This is a genomic window from Chryseobacterium sp. WLY505 (assembly GCF_030846215.1).
Classification (GTDB): Bacteria; Bacteroidota; Bacteroidia; order Flavobacteriales; family Weeksellaceae; genus Chryseobacterium.
In genome coordinates, this window is record NZ_JAVCWI010000001.1 from 1085551 (window position 1) to 1102032 (window position 16482).

The 16482-nt window shown below is 35.3% G+C and carries 12 protein-coding genes; 6 read left to right on the top strand and 6 right to left on the bottom strand.

Translation table 11 applies throughout. From position 1 onward, the window contains the following. Positions 1-2 precede the first annotated feature (2 nt). Together RAH34_RS05065 and RAH34_RS05070 are read left to right on the top strand one after the other, a co-directional pair. Complete coding sequence (locus RAH34_RS05065; protein WP_306595366.1) at positions 3-1190, top strand: glycosyltransferase; 1188 nt, start codon at positions 3-5, stop codon at positions 1188-1190. Between the two features lie 4 nt (positions 1191-1194). Continuing rightward, positions 1195-2436 carry a glycosyltransferase gene (locus tag RAH34_RS05070; protein ID WP_306595367.1) on the top strand — a complete coding sequence of 414 codons (1242 nt, stop codon included), beginning with the start codon at positions 1195-1197 and terminating at the stop codon, positions 2434-2436. 48 nt (positions 2437-2484) lie between these two features. Here the strand turns inward: RAH34_RS05070 and RAH34_RS05075 are convergent, their stop codons facing one another. The 5 genes from RAH34_RS05075 to RAH34_RS05095 form a co-directional block, all read right to left on the bottom strand. Continuing rightward, positions 2485-3750, bottom strand: coding sequence for a glycosyltransferase (locus RAH34_RS05075; RefSeq protein WP_306595368.1), 1266 nt, complete (start codon positions 3748-3750; stop codon positions 2485-2487). A 26-nt stretch (positions 3751-3776) separates the two neighbouring features. After that, positions 3777-4430, bottom strand: coding sequence for a glycosyltransferase (locus RAH34_RS05080; RefSeq protein WP_114822236.1), 654 nt, complete (start codon positions 4428-4430; stop codon positions 3777-3779). A gap of 3 nt (positions 4431-4433) precedes the next feature. Further along, positions 4434-5231: a hypothetical protein gene (locus tag RAH34_RS05085; protein ID WP_306595369.1), complete on the bottom strand. Its 798-nt coding sequence runs from the start codon at positions 5229-5231 to the stop codon at positions 4434-4436. Between the two features lie 181 nt (positions 5232-5412). Then, on the bottom strand, positions 5413-6801 hold the full coding sequence (locus RAH34_RS05090; protein WP_114822234.1) for an MAC/perforin domain-containing protein: 1389 nt from the start codon (positions 6799-6801) through the stop codon (positions 5413-5415). Between the two features lie 280 nt (positions 6802-7081). Continuing rightward, positions 7082-8512: an MAC/perforin domain-containing protein gene (locus RAH34_RS05095; protein WP_114822233.1), complete on the bottom strand. Its 1431-nt coding sequence runs from the start codon at positions 8510-8512 to the stop codon at positions 7082-7084. Positions 8513-8952: 440 nt separating this feature from the next. Between RAH34_RS05095 and gltX the strand changes: the two genes are divergently transcribed. Together gltX and RAH34_RS05105 are read left to right on the top strand one after the other, a co-directional pair. Beyond that, the gene (gene gltX / locus RAH34_RS05100) at positions 8953-10461 is read left to right on the top strand and encodes a glutamate--tRNA ligase (RefSeq protein WP_114822257.1); all 1509 of its coding nucleotides are present in this window, start codon (positions 8953-8955) and stop codon (positions 10459-10461) included. A 49-nt stretch (positions 10462-10510) separates the two neighbouring features. Continuing rightward, on the top strand, positions 10511-11467 hold the full coding sequence (locus RAH34_RS05105) for an acetyl-CoA carboxylase carboxyltransferase subunit alpha (RefSeq protein WP_047435651.1): 957 nt from the start codon (positions 10511-10513) through the stop codon (positions 11465-11467). A gap of 61 nt (positions 11468-11528) precedes the next feature. Here the strand turns inward: RAH34_RS05105 and RAH34_RS05110 are convergent, their stop codons facing one another. Then, positions 11529-12299 (bottom strand): DUF6759 domain-containing protein, encoded by a 771-nt coding sequence (locus RAH34_RS05110; RefSeq protein WP_114822232.1) that lies wholly within the window; start codon positions 12297-12299, stop codon positions 11529-11531. Between the two features lie 143 nt (positions 12300-12442). On the opposite strand from RAH34_RS05110, the gene tsf reads away from it, so the two are divergent. After that, positions 12443-13267, top strand: a complete 825-nt coding sequence (tsf, locus tag RAH34_RS05115; RefSeq protein WP_034692936.1) for a translation elongation factor Ts — start codon at positions 12443-12445, stop codon at positions 13265-13267. A gap of 280 nt (positions 13268-13547) precedes the next feature. Then, on the top strand, positions 13548-16373 hold the full coding sequence (locus RAH34_RS05120) for a gliding motility-associated C-terminal domain-containing protein (RefSeq protein ID WP_114822231.1): 2826 nt from the start codon (positions 13548-13550) through the stop codon (positions 16371-16373). Positions 16374-16482 lie beyond the last annotated feature (109 nt).

The following is a 16482-nucleotide window of genomic DNA, read 5'->3' on the forward strand; positions in this document are numbered from 1 at the left end:
AAATGGGAATCTTAAAAAAAATAAAAAAACACTTCGAAAGAAAAGAAAAACTCAAAAACCTTCAGTCTAAGGATATAGTCAACATTAATCTATATGACGCTTCCCAAAAAACGATCCTGTTTGCATCAAGAGATTTTCCTGCCCATGATAAAGAATCCGGGGCTAACAGACTGAAAGAACTTATATTTATTTACAAAGAATTAGGATACAACTGCATTTTATTTGCTCCCCATATGTTTGAAGATGATTCTTATGTGAAGTTTTATCAGCAGCACAATGTTATCGTTTACATAGAGAACAATAAGTACAGGAATATTTACGATTTCCTGTCTTCTTTTAAAAAGATCGATTACGTTTGGTTCAACGGCCCTCTGGCGCTGAATCTTTTTTATAAAAAAATGAAAGCCGTTTTACCTTCTGCCAGATTCATTTATGATATGGTGGATATTCATTTCTTAAGGTTTAAAAGAGCGATCGAACTGGAACCTACCCGTATTTCATTAAAGAAGAATTATAAACATTTTTTCCGTCTGGAAACTGTTGTTGCTCCACAACTGGATTATATCATTGCCATCTCTGATAAGGAGAAAGAAATTATGAGCCAGTATGCGGACAAAAATAAGATCATTACGGTATCTAATATTCATTATCCAAAAATTGATATTTCTGAAAGAAAAAATTTCAGTGAAAGTAAGGGAATTACCTTTATAGGTTCTATCCACGAACCGAATATTGATGCGGTAAAGTTTCTCTATGAAAAAATAATGCCTATCGTCTGGAAAACTAATCCTGAGCTGGAAGTAAGCATCATCGGGAATGTTGCAGAAAAACTTGATCTTAAACTATTTCCTAAGTTTAAATTTTTAGGTTTTGTGGAAAGCATTGAAGAGCACTTTATGAATTCTAAAATTATGGTGGCTCCTTTAAGATTCGGTGCCGGCGTAAAAGGGAAAATCGGACAGGCTTTTGAATACTTTTTCCCCGTGGTTACTACGGATATCGGCGCTGAAGGTATGAAACTTACCGATAAAAAGAATGTACTGATTGCCAATGACGAAAACAGTTTTGCAGAGGCTATTATTCAGCTGAACAATAATGAAGAGATTTGGAATACTTTAAGCAGAAATTCTGTGGACAGTTTGAGAGCATTTTCACCTGAAGAAGTAAAAGAAAAACTTAAAACATTATAAAAACATGTCATTAAGCGTAAACTATCACGGTTTTTTTGATGGAAATTTTGGTATAGCAGAAGCCACAAGGCTTAATGCGACTGCTATGGAAAACGCAGGCATTAAAGTAAACCGCATCAGCTACTCAAGTGATACTCTTGAAAAGTCTAAAAGTGCCGCAGAGCCAGATGCATTAATTAATATTTTTCACATTAACAGTAATGTGACTCACGAATTTTTTTCAAAAAATCAGGATATCAATCTTGCGGGACATTACAATATTGTTTATTGGGCCTGGGAATTTCCCGAAGTTTCAGATAAAACTGTGGAGTTTCTGAATATTTTTGATGAATTATGGGTTCCCAGCGATTTCTGTGTCAATATTTTCACAAAATATACCGGGATTCCTGTGATGAGATTTTCTCACCCAATTCAGAAACTAGATCCTTCTGATGAATTTAAGTTTGAGGAGTATCATATTAAAACCAGCTCAAAGGTATATATTACAATTTTCGATTCTTTAAGTACAACTATTAGAAAAAACCCTGAAGCGACTATTGAAGCGTTCATTAATGTCTTTAAAGATGATCCTGAAAGTGTTTTGATTGTGAAAACACATAACCTCAACAGAAGTAAAGATGCTCAAAAAGTATTGGAAAAATATACTGACATCTCTAATATTATCATTATTGATGAACATTTCTCGAAAGAAAAGCTCCATTCTCTTATTCAGAAGTCCGATGTCCTTGTTTCTCTCCATGGTTCCGAAGGTTTCGGGCTTACGATGGCAGAAGCAATGTCTTATGGAAAGATTGTTGTAGGAACAGGATATTCCGGAAATCTGGACTTTATGAATGTGAACAACAGCTTCCTTGTTCAGTATAGTTTTATTAAAACCTCCAATACAAAAGGATTAATTGCCGAAGGTCTGACTTTAGCTAAGCCTGACTTGCATGATGCCACCCAAAAACTTTTGTATATAAAGAACAACTTCAAGTCTTTAAGCGCTGTTAAACAAAATGCAGAGGCTCAGATCAGAGATAATTTTTCTCTTGAAGCTATAGGAGATTTGCTTAAGCTACGACTGTCTTTTATTGACCAGATGAATAAGAAAGAAAACACCTCAGAAAATAGTGTAGGGAACGTTTTTTATCTTGCAGAAATAGACCGGTTAAGTGGAAGAGTGAATTACCTTGAGAAAACCTTGTACAATAAGATCAGGAGAAAAGTCAACACCTTTTTAAAGAAAGTAAAAGGTAAGAAATAAAAAAAGCGGTGGATTCAGGTAAATCCACCGCTTTTTATTGATAGTAAATTATTTCTTTTGTTTTCTATTTCTGAAATACATTTTGACCCCATAGATCCATTGAATAGGTTTGCTTTTCTTGTAAATTCTAAGATCTTTTCTCAGAAAAATACTGTCTGCATATAGTTTTATTAATGCCGACCTGCTTTGTTGAATTTTGCCCTCAGAAATAAGTTCTTCTGATCTTTTTCTGATCAGTTTCCCTACTCCATCAAGAGAGAAGTCATTTGCAATGGTTTTACGAGCATTATCCGACTTCACTTTAATATCCTCACCGCCCTGATATACTTTTTTCAGATATTCAGAAGCTTTTTCTAATGAAGGTTCAGACCAGACTGTATTAGAATCATAATTAAGATCATCCGAACCGTAAGAAACTTTCTCTGCCTGTACCAAAAAACTGTTTTCAGAATTCATGAATTCCAGATTTCCGGAATACTCTGTAGCAATAACAGGTTTTCCAAAATACATGGCCTCAGCCATCGTAAGTCCGAATCCCTCAGATCTGTGAAGAGAAATATAACTGTCACAGTTACTGATTACATAGTTCAGTGCATTTTTATCAAAAATCTTTTCTACAATTTTGATCTTTACTGAGTCTCCAATGGCCTCATTTATCTGTTGTTTTTCTAAAGAAAATTTATCTGATTTCGAGGTTTTAATGGTTAAAAAAGCATTATTATCCTTTCCGTCAAATGTTTCTCTGAAAACCTTAATCAGATTGAGTACATTTTTCCTTTGTATGGAACTGTTATAATCGAAAATGAATAAAAAATTAAAGGAGTCTTTATTATAAAAATTCAAAGCATCCGGATCTTCCGTTTCCTTCAGATGAATATCAATCGGATGTGGAATTACTTTTACGGGAGCTGCTATGTATTTTTCAATGCATTTCTTACAATATTCTGAAGGAGTCCAGACCTCATCAAAAAGATTAATATTCAGAAGATAATCTTCCGGAATCGTTTCTGATTCCCATGCCATATAAAGAATATTGTATTTTCTTTCAAAAAAAGAATAATCAAAATATTCAAAGAAGTTTGAAATTTCCGAAACAGATGGTGACACCTGAATCAAATTGATAGGATGGTCTGCTTTTTTGGAAAACTGAGTAAATGTAAGGTCATTATTATTATGATTGGTTCTCACATCATAGTTGATCATGCTGATGGGGATTCCAGCACTCTGTATTGCTTTACAATTAAGTCTTGTTGCTTCAGCAATACCAAACTCACCCTTAATAAATCCAAAAACGTTAATTCCTAAATCTTCCATTTTTATTTTCTAATAATTCAAACTGATTAATCTTCCAGGGTTTCATAAAAATTGTTCTGCTTTTTCTGCTTCTCAAAATTCTTTTTATGAACTAATGACAATTCATATTTTGCAGGAATTTCTGTAAAGTTTTTATTTCCATACAAAACTTCATGCACTTTATTCTTCCAGAAGATTTTTTTATTGTTTTTGATAATTCTTGGCTGATAGTCCGGAAAATTAATATACCCTTCATTATTCATCTTCCAACCCATTTGTTGCACATATTCTTCTGTAATCCCTTCCACTGTATTGATTCTGGGAACATAAAATATTTCAACACTTTTCTCTTTTTTAAGGTAAGGTTTCAATGTTTTAATAAAATGTTCAGTAGGATATTCATCAGCATCGATTTGAAAAAGATACTGACCATTTGCCTTTTCAATTAATCTGTTTTTAAAGGTGGCAAAATCTCCATCCAGCTTGGCCTCAAGTTTTATAATACGATCATAATGAGCGAGCAACTCTGTCACCTCTTGGTTTTTATTGGTAACATCCTGAAGAACAATAACCTCATCATTACCATCAATCAAAGGAAGAAGAGTATCCAATAATTTTTTAAGTTCCTTCGCTTCATCGTTAACGGTGATTCCGTAAGAAACAGTGATAAATTTGCTGGAAAAGCGTGAAAGTAAGCTCATAATTTAATTGTAGATTATAGGATAATTGCCAGAAAAGTGGGTAAAATAATTTTCAGCAATGATTTGTTTTACGTAATTTTTATACTTCCTTGTGGGATAAAAACAGCTTCCTGTTTTTTTGTAATAATATTTTTTGAAAAATCCGGGAAGTTTTTTCTCATCATGTTCTACTTCATTCCCTCTCTCCGTTCCTTTTATTTTATATAAAACCTGAACATTGAATGCGGGTGGCAAAGCTTCAAACCAGTTATTGATCTGAGAAAAATAAGCGAATGGTGTCTCTTCAAAACTGTTCAGCTCACCTTGATTGTGGTCTGAAAAATAATAGTCTTTAAAAACATCTGCTACATTTTTGGGTCTGAAAATAAATACGCCTCCATTAATGCTCCCCTGTATTAAAGGATTCGCTTCAAAATGCCGGTCCGTAAAATACATTTCACTGGTTTCTTCCAATATTCTCGGAATATGTCCCCAGGTTTTGTTGAATTCGTCAGTTCCTCTGGGATCCAGAATTGCCCCGAAATATTTGTCTTCCGGAAGAAAACCAAAAATAGAAGGTGCTTTATCCGAAATAATAATATCCAGATCCATAAAAAGAACCATATCATACTCTTTCGTTTCTGAAGGAATCAGCAGTTTCTGAGCTAAAAGCGGCCTGTGAAAATTCTCATCTATAGGTTTATCAATAATCTTTACATCCGCATCACATTTTTTAGCATAGCTTTCAAACATTGCTCTATTTTTATGGTACATTTTCCAGTACTTTTCCCCTACAATAAAAAGACATATTGCTTTTCTCATTGATCAACTAAATTTATAAGTTACAAAAATACATTTTTAATGAACGAATACCGGCAATATTCTTTTACTGTTCCTTTAATCAACGAAAATATTTTGCAAATATTCATTTTTTGTTCTCGTTATATAAAAAAACCATCCCAAAGCTGAGACGGTTTTTTTGTAAAATATTAATATTATTTAGTTAATAAGCGTAAAACTCAATTCCTTCCTTAATATAACCAGGAGGCGTTGCGCTGGATCTTGAATAATAATGATCTTTTCCATTCCAATACTGGTAGATAGGAACTGTATTTGGCTCCTGAGTAGCAAAAGCATTGAACTCGATTCCTTCAGATACATATCCCGAATAATATCCCGGAGTTTTTGTATAATAATGATCTTTACCGTTCCAATATCTGTAGATAGGAACTGTATTGGGAGCTTTATACAAGAATGCATTAAACTCTGTTCCTTCAAAAGAATATCCGCTGTAGTTTCCAGCAATTTTTGTATAATAGTGATCTACTCCATTATAATATCTGTACACCGGAATTGTTTTAAATTCAAGATACACTTTATTATCAATCAGATATTGATCTACATAGGCTTTAAGCTGAGCTTTTTTCACAGGATCTTTTACAAAGTCATAAATAATAATCAATCCATTACTTCCAAAGTCAACCAAAACAGAATTGCTTACACTTGAACTGTTCTGCCAGTTGGAAATATTAACTTTAGTGTTGGTCTGATCCAGATTCAAATCTCCTACCAAACCTTTTGAAGGATCTCCACCTCTGGTTTTGTAGGTCAACTTTTTAGAAAAATTCATGTGATATTCAGAAGTGTTCACGTCATTATCCACATTCACATTAAAGATATTCAGCATTCCTGCCTTTATTCCTATTCTGGCTGCCTTATCACGAGTCTGGCTTGTTGTTTCAGACTGGAATAAAATATCAAGCTTTGCGCCTGTATAAATATCAGTCATTACGTGAGTTCCATAATCCTGAACAATCTGCTGCGGAGTTTTTGTTTGTAAATCCTGTGCAAATTCCGGAGTAATATAATCACCCAGCATATCGGTAGTAGCGTTGAATCTTACTCTTTTCTGCTTAATCGTAAGGTTATAGCTTCCGTAGATATATTTAGCATCAAACTTATTGTTGGTTGTTACCGCTGAGCCAAAACCTACAGAGAGTATTTTTTTAAACAATGGAAAATTAACTGTTGCATCCACTTTGGTAGAAACCATTTTGGAGTAAGCTTCAGCATTTTCACCATAATCTTCGGAGTACTCCTGAGAATTTGTGTTTTCGCTGATTAATCTGTTGGTCTGCTCCAGTTTAAAGCGATCAATATCAACCACCTTAAAACCGGCAGCTGTTGCATTGGCATATTCACCGGTAACGTTATAACCATGCCCTAAGACATCATAAATTCCGTCTCCTGCAAATTTGGAAGCAGATAACCGGTTATTGGCTTTTGCCGCAGGGCTTTCCGGGGTTACCTCGCTGTTCAGCTCCTCCGTTGAACATGAACTCATAAAAAGCATCAGCAAACTACTGAAGCAAAATAAAATTTGTTTTTTCATAGATTATTAAAAAGTTTATGCAAATATAATATTCATCGCCAAGTGAAAAAATAATATTAAAGTGATTTATATCATTAATTAGTGAATTTAATGATAGGTTAAAATATCATTAACAAAGGGATTCAAGATCATAAATTAGAGAATTATTAAAAATAAATAATTATACATACTGCCCTCACATTAAAGCAAGCCTTATTTAATTATAAATAAAAAAATGGAGCCAGAATTACTGACTCCACTCATAATGTATAACCAAATTGATTTAATATAAATCCAAAAATTAGTTAGCTGGAATATAGAAAGCAATACCTTCTCTGATACTCCAATAGTTCACAGGACCTAAATTAGGTGACACTGAAAGATAATGATCCGATCCGTTTTTAGCCTTATAGCTATATACAGGGATTCTTCCAGCTCCCGGATCTTTATAAGCATAGAATGCTACTCCCATATAAACATTCCAATAAGAAGATGGTTGTAATGTACTTGCCTGGGTAAAATAATGATCTGCTCCCGAAGTACTCTTATAGCAGTAAATAGGAACTGTTTCAGGGGCTTTGTACTGAAAAACTTTAAATGTTGGTCCCTCATTAGTCCAGTAAGAAGACGGCTGAAGGTTGGTATTGAAAGTGAAATAATGATTACTGTCTGCCTGATTCTGGTAGCCGTACAACATGGTAGTATTATATTCCAATGAAATTTGATTATCAATCAAATACTGATCTACATACGCCTTAAGCTGCGCTTTTTTAGCTGCATCTTTTACCAGGTTATAAATAGGAACAAGGCCGTTATTTCCAAATTCTACCAATACCGCATTGCTCGCTGTAGAACTGCTCTGCCAGTTTGTAATATTGATTTTCGGAGCAGCCTGATCAAGATTCAATTCTCCAACCAATCCTTTTGATGGATCACCTCCTCTTGTTCTGTAAGATAATTTCTTAGAGTAATTCATAGATGATTCTGAAGTATTCACATCATTGGTTACATCAACATCAAATATAGATTTCACCCCCACTTTTACTCCGATTCTGGCAGCACGGTCGCGGCTCTCGTTACTTGTTTCAGACTGGAACATGATATCCATTTTAGCTCCGGTATAAATATCAGTCATAACATGAGTTCCGTAATCCTGCACAATCTGTTGAGGAGTTTTTGTTTGCAGATCCTGAGTAAATTCCGGAGTTACATAATCCGCCAACATATCTGTGGTAGCATTGAATCTCAGCCTTTTTTGCTTAATGATAAGGTTGTAACTACCATAAATATATTTGGCATCAAATTTATGGTTAGTTGTCACTGCAGAATTAAATCCTACCGATATTGTTTTTTTAAATAATGGAATTCCTGCAGTAACATCTACTTTTGTAGAAACCATTTTAGAATAGGTTTCTGCATTCTCTCCGTATTCTTCAAGGTACTGCTGCGTATTTGTATTTTCAGACAGTAATCTTCCTGCCTGTTCAGAATTGAAGCGATCAATATCAATTACTTTAAACCCTGCAGAATTAGCATTGGCATATTCCCCGGTAGCATTAAAACCATGCCCTAAAACATCATAAATACCGTCACCTGCAAATTTCGCTGCTGACAAACGATTAGTTTTCGCCGGACTATCAGGAGTAGATTCAGTAGTCAGATCTTCTGAAGAACATGCCCCCATGAATAGCAACAGCGCCGCACTGAAGCTAAATAAAATTTGTTTTTTCATAGTATTACTTTAAAATTTCCGACAAATATAAACTTCAATGCGTGGTGAAATACAAAAGCAAACCCTGATATATATCATTAATTAGTGATTTTAATACACGCTTAAAGAACTATGAATAAAGGAATTCAAAATCTCATAATTGTGATTTAATTTAATAATATCAATTATGAAAACAAATATAAAAACACTTACAAAAGAACACACGCACAAAACACAACAGTTATCGTTTATGAATTCATTTTTTCAGAAACACTTTTCACAGATTACGATCCATGAGTAAAAAATATGATCAGAAATATAAGATTGGGAGTTTTAAAAACCGTATTTACCGAAAATCTATGGAAATAAATAAAAAAGTCAGGATCAAAAAATCAATACGCGGTCAGAAATCATCTCTTAAACGCATAATTTTAAGTAAATTTGCAAAAATTAAAATTGAAATGGAGAAAGTAAGAGTACGTTTTGCTCCAAGTCCTACAGGACCATTACATTTGGGAGGCGTAAGAACCGCATTATATGATTATCTTTTTGCTAAAAATCAAGGGGGAGAATTTGTACTGAGAATTGAAGATACAGATACCGCAAGATATGTAGAAGGAGCTGAAGAATATATTGAAGAAGCTTTAGAATGGTGCGGAATCATTCCTGATGAAAGTCCTAAGAAAGGAGGAAAATTCGCTCCTTACAGACAGTCTGAAAGAAGAGACATCTACGACAGATATACAGAGCAGATCCTGAAGACAGATTATGCTTACATTGCCTTTGATACCGCAGAAGAACTGGATGCAATGCGTTCTGAGTATGAAGCGAAAGGTGATGTTTTCTCTTATGATAATAAAACCAGAAACCGTTTAAGAAACAGTCTTGCTCTTTCTGAAGAAGAAGTCCAAAAATTATTGGATGAAAAAACACCTTATGTTGTAAGATTTAAAATGCCTGTTGACAGAGTATTAAATCTTGAAGATATTATCCGTGGAAAATTTTCAGTTAATACCAATACTTTAGATGATAAAGTTCTGGTAAAGAATGACGGAATGCCAACTTACCATTTTGCGAACATCATTGATGATCATGAAATGGAAATCTCTCACGTCATCCGTGGTGAAGAATGGCTTCCCTCTTTGGGACTTCATACCTTATTATATGAAGCAATGCAGTGGGAAGCACCACAATTTGCACACCTTTCTTTAATTTTAAAACCAGAAGGAAAAGGAAAATTGAGCAAAAGAGACGGAGATAAATTCGGATTCCCGGTATTTCCTCTTGACTTCAAAGATCCTGCTACAGGTGTAGTTTCTAAAGGATACAGAGAAAACGGATATCTTCCTGATGCTTTCATCAACATGGTCGCATTACTGGGATGGTCTCCCGCAGATGATAAAGAAATACTTCCTTTAGAAGAGATGATCAAAGAATTTGATCTTCATAAAGTACATAAAGCAGGAGCAAGATTCAGTAAAGAAAAATCTGAATGGTTCAATCACCAGTATATTCAGATGAAGTCTGATGAAGAACTTCTTCAGATCCTGAAAAACACCGATCTTGATCTTTCCGCTGCTTCTGATGAAAAGCTACTGAAAGTAATTCATCTGATGAAAGAAAGAGCCACTTTCCCTAAAGATATCTATGAAAACGGAAAATTTTTCTTTGAAGCTCCGGTTTCTTATGACGAAAAAGCATCCAAAAAAGCATGGAATGATGAAACTTCTACCGTTTTAGGAGAATTGGCATCTGCATTTGAAGCTACAGACTTTGCTGCTGAAACATTAAAGCAAACCATGCATGATTTTGCTGAAAACAAAGGATTAGGAATGGGTAAAGTAATGATGCCGTTACGATTATCTTTAGTAGGAGAACTGAAAGGACCGGACGTTCCGGACATTCTGGAAACCCTTGGTAAAGAGGAAAGTATCTCCAGAATAAACAATGCTATAAATAATTTTAAATAGAATAACCATAATTTTTCATACATTTGAAAGATTTAATTTACTTCAAGAAATGGAATATTTAAGTTTCGAACTTCCTATCAAAGAATTGATGGACCAATACCAGACGTGTTCTTTAGTAGGAGAAGAAAGTGGTGTTGATGTAAAATTAGCATGCAGCCAGATTGAGGATAAGATTCTAGAAAAGAAAAAAGAAATCTATTCAAATCTTACACCTTGGCAAAGAGTACAACTGTCCCGTCACCCGGATCGTCCTTATACACTGGACTATATCAACGGAATGGCAGACAAAGGCAGTTTCTTAGAACTTCATGGAGACAGAAATTTCGCTGATGATCCGGCAATGATTGGAGGATTGATTACCCTTGATGGTCAGAAAGTAATGATCATAGGGACTCAAAAAGGAAGAACGACTAAAGAAAGACAGCACAGAAGATTTGGAATGCCAAATCCGGAAGGATACAGAAAAGCTTTAAGATTAATGAAGCTTGCTGAAAAATTCAATATCCCTGTGGTAACTTTAGTAGATACACCGGGAGCTTATCCTGGATTGGAAGCTGAAGAAAGAGGGCAGGGAGAAGCTATTGCAAGAAATATTTTTGAAATGGTTCAGCTGAAAACACCTATCTTCACTTACATCATCGGAGAAGGTGCCAGTGGTGGAGCATTAGGAATAGGGGTCGGAAATAAAGTATATATGTTGGAAAACACGTGGTATACGGTAATTGCACCAGAAAGCTGTTCTTCTATATTATGGAGAAACTGGGATCACAAAGAAGATGCTGCCAATGCATTGAATCTTACTCCGGCGGATGCTTTAAGAGAAAAGTTCATTGACGGAATCATAGAGGAACCCCTTGGAGGTGCTCATTATGACCAGGAGACAACTTATTTGAACTTAAAAAATTCAATTTTACAAAATATCAAAGCTTTTTCCAAATTTACAGGACAGGAGCTTGAAACCCAAAGACAGGACAAATTCATTGCAATGGGTCAGTTTAAAGGATAAAAAAATAAAAGGTTAAGAATTTCTTCTTAACCTTTTTTCTTTAGTTTACTTCTTTCTTATTCTATTCTGCAACATTCAGGGCAATCTCAATATCCTGAGTAATTTTCTTTACAGAAGAATATTTTGCATCACAGACTGATGTGGTCATTACATACTCTCCTTTATCAACCAGGATAAAATTCTCCCCTCTTGCAGGCACAGTTAGATTATAATATTTTTTTCCACTTATCTTCACAATAAGATTACAGGCTGATCTGTTCTTGATATTGATATAAGCTTCACTTTTATTGATGTCATTACTAAAAAGATGGGTAAGCATGGCGGCTCTTCTTTTATTTTCTTCACTTGGTTCAGCTTTGGATGCTCCTGCGGTTTTTGCTGCACCCGCAGATCCTACCGACGCAAAAGTAGTTCTTCTTTCTTCTTTTAAAGCGTCAATAGCAGCTGCTGTATTATTAGAAACAGGCTTCCCATTAGCAGTATATTTTTTATTTGCAGCAATCGTTTTTCCGCTATTCAGTTCATTATTTTTAACGATATTTTCAATTTTCTCTTTACTAATTGGTTTGATCGTAGGTTTTGCTTCCGGCGAATTATCTGCCATAATAATATCAATCAGCTTTCTTTTGAAATAGTCAGTTTTAGCATGACCAGGGTTCTGTTTCAAAAATCCGGCAATCACTCTTGCCTCTTTTGAAATCTCAGCTTCCTGCTCGGTATAGATAATTACAGTTTCTTTTTCAACAACAGCTTTAGATTTTGTTTTTTTCTTTTTTTGAGAAAAACCAAGAGCAAAAATGCATATAAATAGAAGAAAGAAGATTTTTTTCATTAATCAAACCTTTAAAATAGTATTAAATATATTAATAACGTGAAAAGTCATTTTTTAGTTTATCATTAAAATCATTATCTTTGCACTGCTCTAAAATTAAGCTAAAAATTAATACTAATCTTAAATAAAAAATAATAGATATTATGTCTTATACACCAGTTGCTGCAGACGTAGCTAAATTAAGAAACCAAACAGGTGCAGGTATGATGGACTGCAAGAAAGCTCTAGTTGAAGCTGAAGGAGACTTCGAAAAAGCGGTAGATATCCTTAGAAAAAAAGGACAAAAAGTTGCTGCTAACAGAGCTGACAGAGAGTCTACTGAAGGGGCAGTAATCGCAAGAGTAAACGAAGACAACACTTTAGGTGCTGTTATTTCTTTAAATTGCGAAACTGACTTCGTTGCTAAGAACGAGGCATTCGTTGAGCTAGCTTACGAATTAGCTGAAATGGCTATCTTCGCTGCTACTAAAGAAGAGCTTTTAGCTACAGATTTCCACGGAATCACTGTTGCTGAGAAATTAGTTGAGCAAACAGGAGTTATCGGTGAGAAAATTGAAATCGGATCTTTCGAAAGAATTCAGGGAGATTTCTTAGGAGCTTACATCCACGCTGGAAACAAAATTGCTGCTATCACTTCTCTTTCTGCTAAAGTAGACGGAGCTGAAGAAGCTGCTAAAGCTGTTTCTATGCAGGTTGCTGCAATGAACCCAATTGCTCTTGACGAAACTGCAGTTTCTCAGGAAACTATCGACAGAGAGTTAGAGATCGAAAGACACAAACTTACTGAAGAAGGTAAACCTGCAAACATTATCGACAACATCCTTAAAGGTAAAATGCAGAGATTCTACAAAGACAACACTTTGGTACACCAGGATTTCATTAAAGACGGAAGTATCTCAGTTGCTGATTACGTAAAATCTGTAAATGCAGACCTAAAAGTAACAGGATTTGTAAGAGTAAGCCTATAAGCGGACTTTTTCAAAAAATATTGAATCCCGGTGAATTTCACCGGGATTTTTTATTAACAGGATTCTTATTCACCGATACGATCTCCTATCAGAAAAATTCACCTGTTAAAGAACTATTTATTGATAATCAGAAAGATTAATCCCAATAACTAATTACCAGTTTCATATTCAAGAGGGCTTTTAATTAAAAATAGGAGCGTTTTTTTTAACATTTATTTAAATTTTATTAAAAGTATTTCATTTTTTATTTTATTTTTGTAGAAATCCTAATTCCATACTCATGAAAAGATTTCTACTCAGTTTAGTATTAATTTTTTTGACAATTAATACACTCTTTGCGCAAAGGGATACCGAGCATTGGATTGCTCCTTATTATGACAGTGTCGGAGGGTATAACAATATGATATACCTTTCTACTGATTCAGATACTCCTTTTGATGTAACTATCTACAACAACAATGCTGCACTTACCACTGTTACAATCAGCAAAAATAACCCGCAAACCTATAAGGTTGCCAATAACCTTATTTCCACAGGAACATCTACCGAAGCCTTCATTGTCGGTAATAAAGGGCTTTATTTAAAAGCAGTGAAACCTTTTTACTGTAGTTTAAGACTCGCTCAGAGTGTGCACGGGGAAGTAATAACCAGTAAAGGAAAGGCAGGAATTGGAAAAACATTTTTCGTTGCCGCCGCTCCCAATACCAATACCAGCAGTATCCAGAATTTTACGGCAGGTGTCCTTGCAACTGAAGACAACACCAATGTAACCGTATCATGGAACCCTACTGCCGGAGTCGTTTTTATTAATGGCACCCCGACTGGAAATACTCAGTCTTTTACTTTACAAAAAGGACAATCTTTTATTCTCGCCGGATCCGGATCTCAGTCTGGAAACAAAACAGGCTTCATTGGTGCTAAAATTGTTGCTGACAAACCAGTAACATTGACCAATGGAAGTTGTAATGCCAACTTCTCTGCTTCCACAACGGGAAGTGATCCTGTGCTTGATCAATCTGTTCCGGTGGACAGACTTGGTAATACCTTTGCAATGGTAAAAACAAGATCTACTCAACCTAGCTTAAACATGGAAGGAGGTCTTATTGTTGCTACCGAAGATAATACTGAAGTATATTTAAATGGTGGTGGTACCTCCGTTGCAACACTTGCTGCCGGAGAATGGTACAGAATTAACGAAACCAGCTATGTAGCTCAGGGGACATCAGGACATTCAAACATGTTCATTTCCACTACCAAAAATGTATATTTATACCAGTTTATCGGAGTTTTGCAAAGTGATGCAACCAATGGATTCAACTACATCCCGCCGTTAAACTGTTTTCTTCCAAGAAAAATTGATGAGATTGGGAAGATTAATGAAATGCCCCTTGGAGTGGGAGGAGCCAGCACAACAACAAGTGATCTTGTCGTAAAATTAAACATCTTAACAGAAGCTGGTGCTACTGTCATGTTAAATGACGCTCCTCTTTTGCCTGAAGCCGGACCTTATCCGTTGGCTGGAAATGCTAACTGGGTTACCTACGGAATCAACAGTGTATCCGGAAATATTAAGATTACGTCTACAAAAGCTGTTACAGCAGGTATCAACGGAGGGTATAGTTCTGCAGGATATGGAGGATACTTTGCCGGATTCTCATCAATCCCTGTCATTGCGAAAAAGACAGGTGAGTGTGTTCCTGGAATTGTTCTTGAAGTTGACGATGGATATGAAACTTATCAGTGGTTCCGTGACGGAGTTGCCATTCCGGGTGCTACCAGTTATACATATACGCCTACCCAATCAGGAAATTATACGGTAAAAGTAACAATGGGAACATGTCCTCCTGTGACAACTCCTATCTACAAAGTACAAACCTGTTTAAAAGAAACAACACAGGCACTTAATGCTTGCTCTACTAAAATTATCACCCCGACGTTTACTTCTTCCACTCAAACTGTGGTTCCAAGTACCGTAGTAATTTTAACCCCTCCTACCAAAGGAACAGCTGTTGTCAATTCAAACGGAACTATTACTTATACCCCTAACCCTGGATATTTAGGACCAGATAAAATTATTTATAAATTCTGTGGAAACTCTGTAGAATTTACAGATTGTGAGCAGGTAACCCTGAACCTTACTGTAGTACCATTCATCGTAACCGATGCTTCTATTAAGGCATGTTGGTATGATGTGGATCCTTACGCTTATTTTGATCTTACAAAAGCTAAGGTTACAGACTATAATGCGGTAACAAAAAAATACTACCGTACCCTTAATGATCTTACTGCAGGAATCAATCAAATCACAACACCAGAAAACTTCCCTTCAACAGGAGGATTTGTATATGTGAAAGTAACAACTGCTGAGGGCTGTACGGCCAATGCGAAAATTGAGTTAATCGTACTTCCAATTAAAAAGTCTCCTGTTCTGGTAGATCAGTATATCTGTATGGATGCAAAAACGAATCTGGACGCTGGCCCTGGATATGATTCATATCAATGGAGTACTGGAGCTACTTCTTCAGGTATCAGGGATATAGGTGTTGGAGAGTACACTGTAATTCTTGGTAAAAACGGATGTTTCCTCACACAGACTGTAAAAGTAAAAAAAGTTGAAGATCCGGTAATTCAAACGATTGAGATCAATAATAATACAGCAACTGTAATTGTAAGCGGTGGTAAAGCTCCATACAAATATGCTGTTGATGGAACTGCTAACTGGCAGGATTCAAGTACCTTCACAGGGCTAACAAGAGGACAGCACACTTTCTATGTAAAAGATGCCTATAACTGTACTCCGATTGCTGTGGAAGTTACCATTCCTAATCTATTAAATGCCATTACACCTAATGGAGATAATGTAAATGATTATATAGATTACAGTGAACTGGCTTATAAAGAAAATCTGAGCTTTGTTGTGTATGACAGATATGGAAACATGGTGTTCACCGGAAACAAATTCAACAATTACAGATGGGACGGAAAACACTTTGATAAAAAACTGGGAACAGGAACATACTGGTATCATATCAGCTGGAATGAATCCAACAAAGAAAAGACTCCAATAAAATATACAGGTTGGATTCTTGTTAAAAACAGAGAGTAATAATTAGTTTAAAACTATATTTAATAAGCCATGATTGTACAATCATGGCTTATTTTTATTATATTTTCAAGCATTCAATACTTTTTATTATTAAATTTGTGATAAATAC

Excerpts from the sequence above, each read along its gene's own strand:
- RAH34_RS05085 (WP_306595369.1), bottom strand. The coding sequence starts at position 5,231 with ATGAGAAAAGCAATATGTCTTTTTATTGTAGGGGAAAAGTACTGGAAA.
- RAH34_RS05095 (WP_114822233.1), bottom strand. The coding sequence starts at position 8,512 with ATGAAAAAACAAATTTTATTTAGCTTCAGTGCGGCGCTGTTGCTATTC.
- RAH34_RS05080 (WP_114822236.1), bottom strand. The coding sequence starts at position 4,430 with ATGAGCTTACTTTCACGCTTTTCCAGCAAATTTATCACTGTTTCTTAC.
- RAH34_RS05120 (WP_114822231.1), top strand. The coding sequence starts at position 13,548 with ATGAAAAGATTTCTACTCAGTTTAGTATTAATTTTTTTGACAATTAAT.
- gltX (WP_114822257.1), top strand. The coding sequence starts at position 8,953 with ATGGAGAAAGTAAGAGTACGTTTTGCTCCAAGTCCTACAGGACCATTA.
- tsf (WP_034692936.1), top strand. The coding sequence starts at position 12,443 with ATGTCTTATACACCAGTTGCTGCAGACGTAGCTAAATTAAGAAACCAA.
- RAH34_RS05105 (WP_047435651.1), top strand. The coding sequence starts at position 10,511 with ATGGAATATTTAAGTTTCGAACTTCCTATCAAAGAATTGATGGACCAA.
- RAH34_RS05065 (WP_306595366.1), top strand. The coding sequence starts at position 3 with ATGGGAATCTTAAAAAAAATAAAAAAACACTTCGAAAGAAAAGAAAAA.
- RAH34_RS05075 (WP_306595368.1), bottom strand. The coding sequence starts at position 3,750 with ATGGAAGATTTAGGAATTAACGTTTTTGGATTTATTAAGGGTGAGTTT.
- RAH34_RS05110 (WP_114822232.1), bottom strand. The coding sequence starts at position 12,299 with ATGAAAAAAATCTTCTTTCTTCTATTTATATGCATTTTTGCTCTTGGT.
- RAH34_RS05090 (WP_114822234.1), bottom strand. The coding sequence starts at position 6,801 with ATGAAAAAACAAATTTTATTTTGCTTCAGTAGTTTGCTGATGCTTTTT.
- RAH34_RS05070 (WP_306595367.1), top strand. The coding sequence starts at position 1,195 with ATGTCATTAAGCGTAAACTATCACGGTTTTTTTGATGGAAATTTTGGT.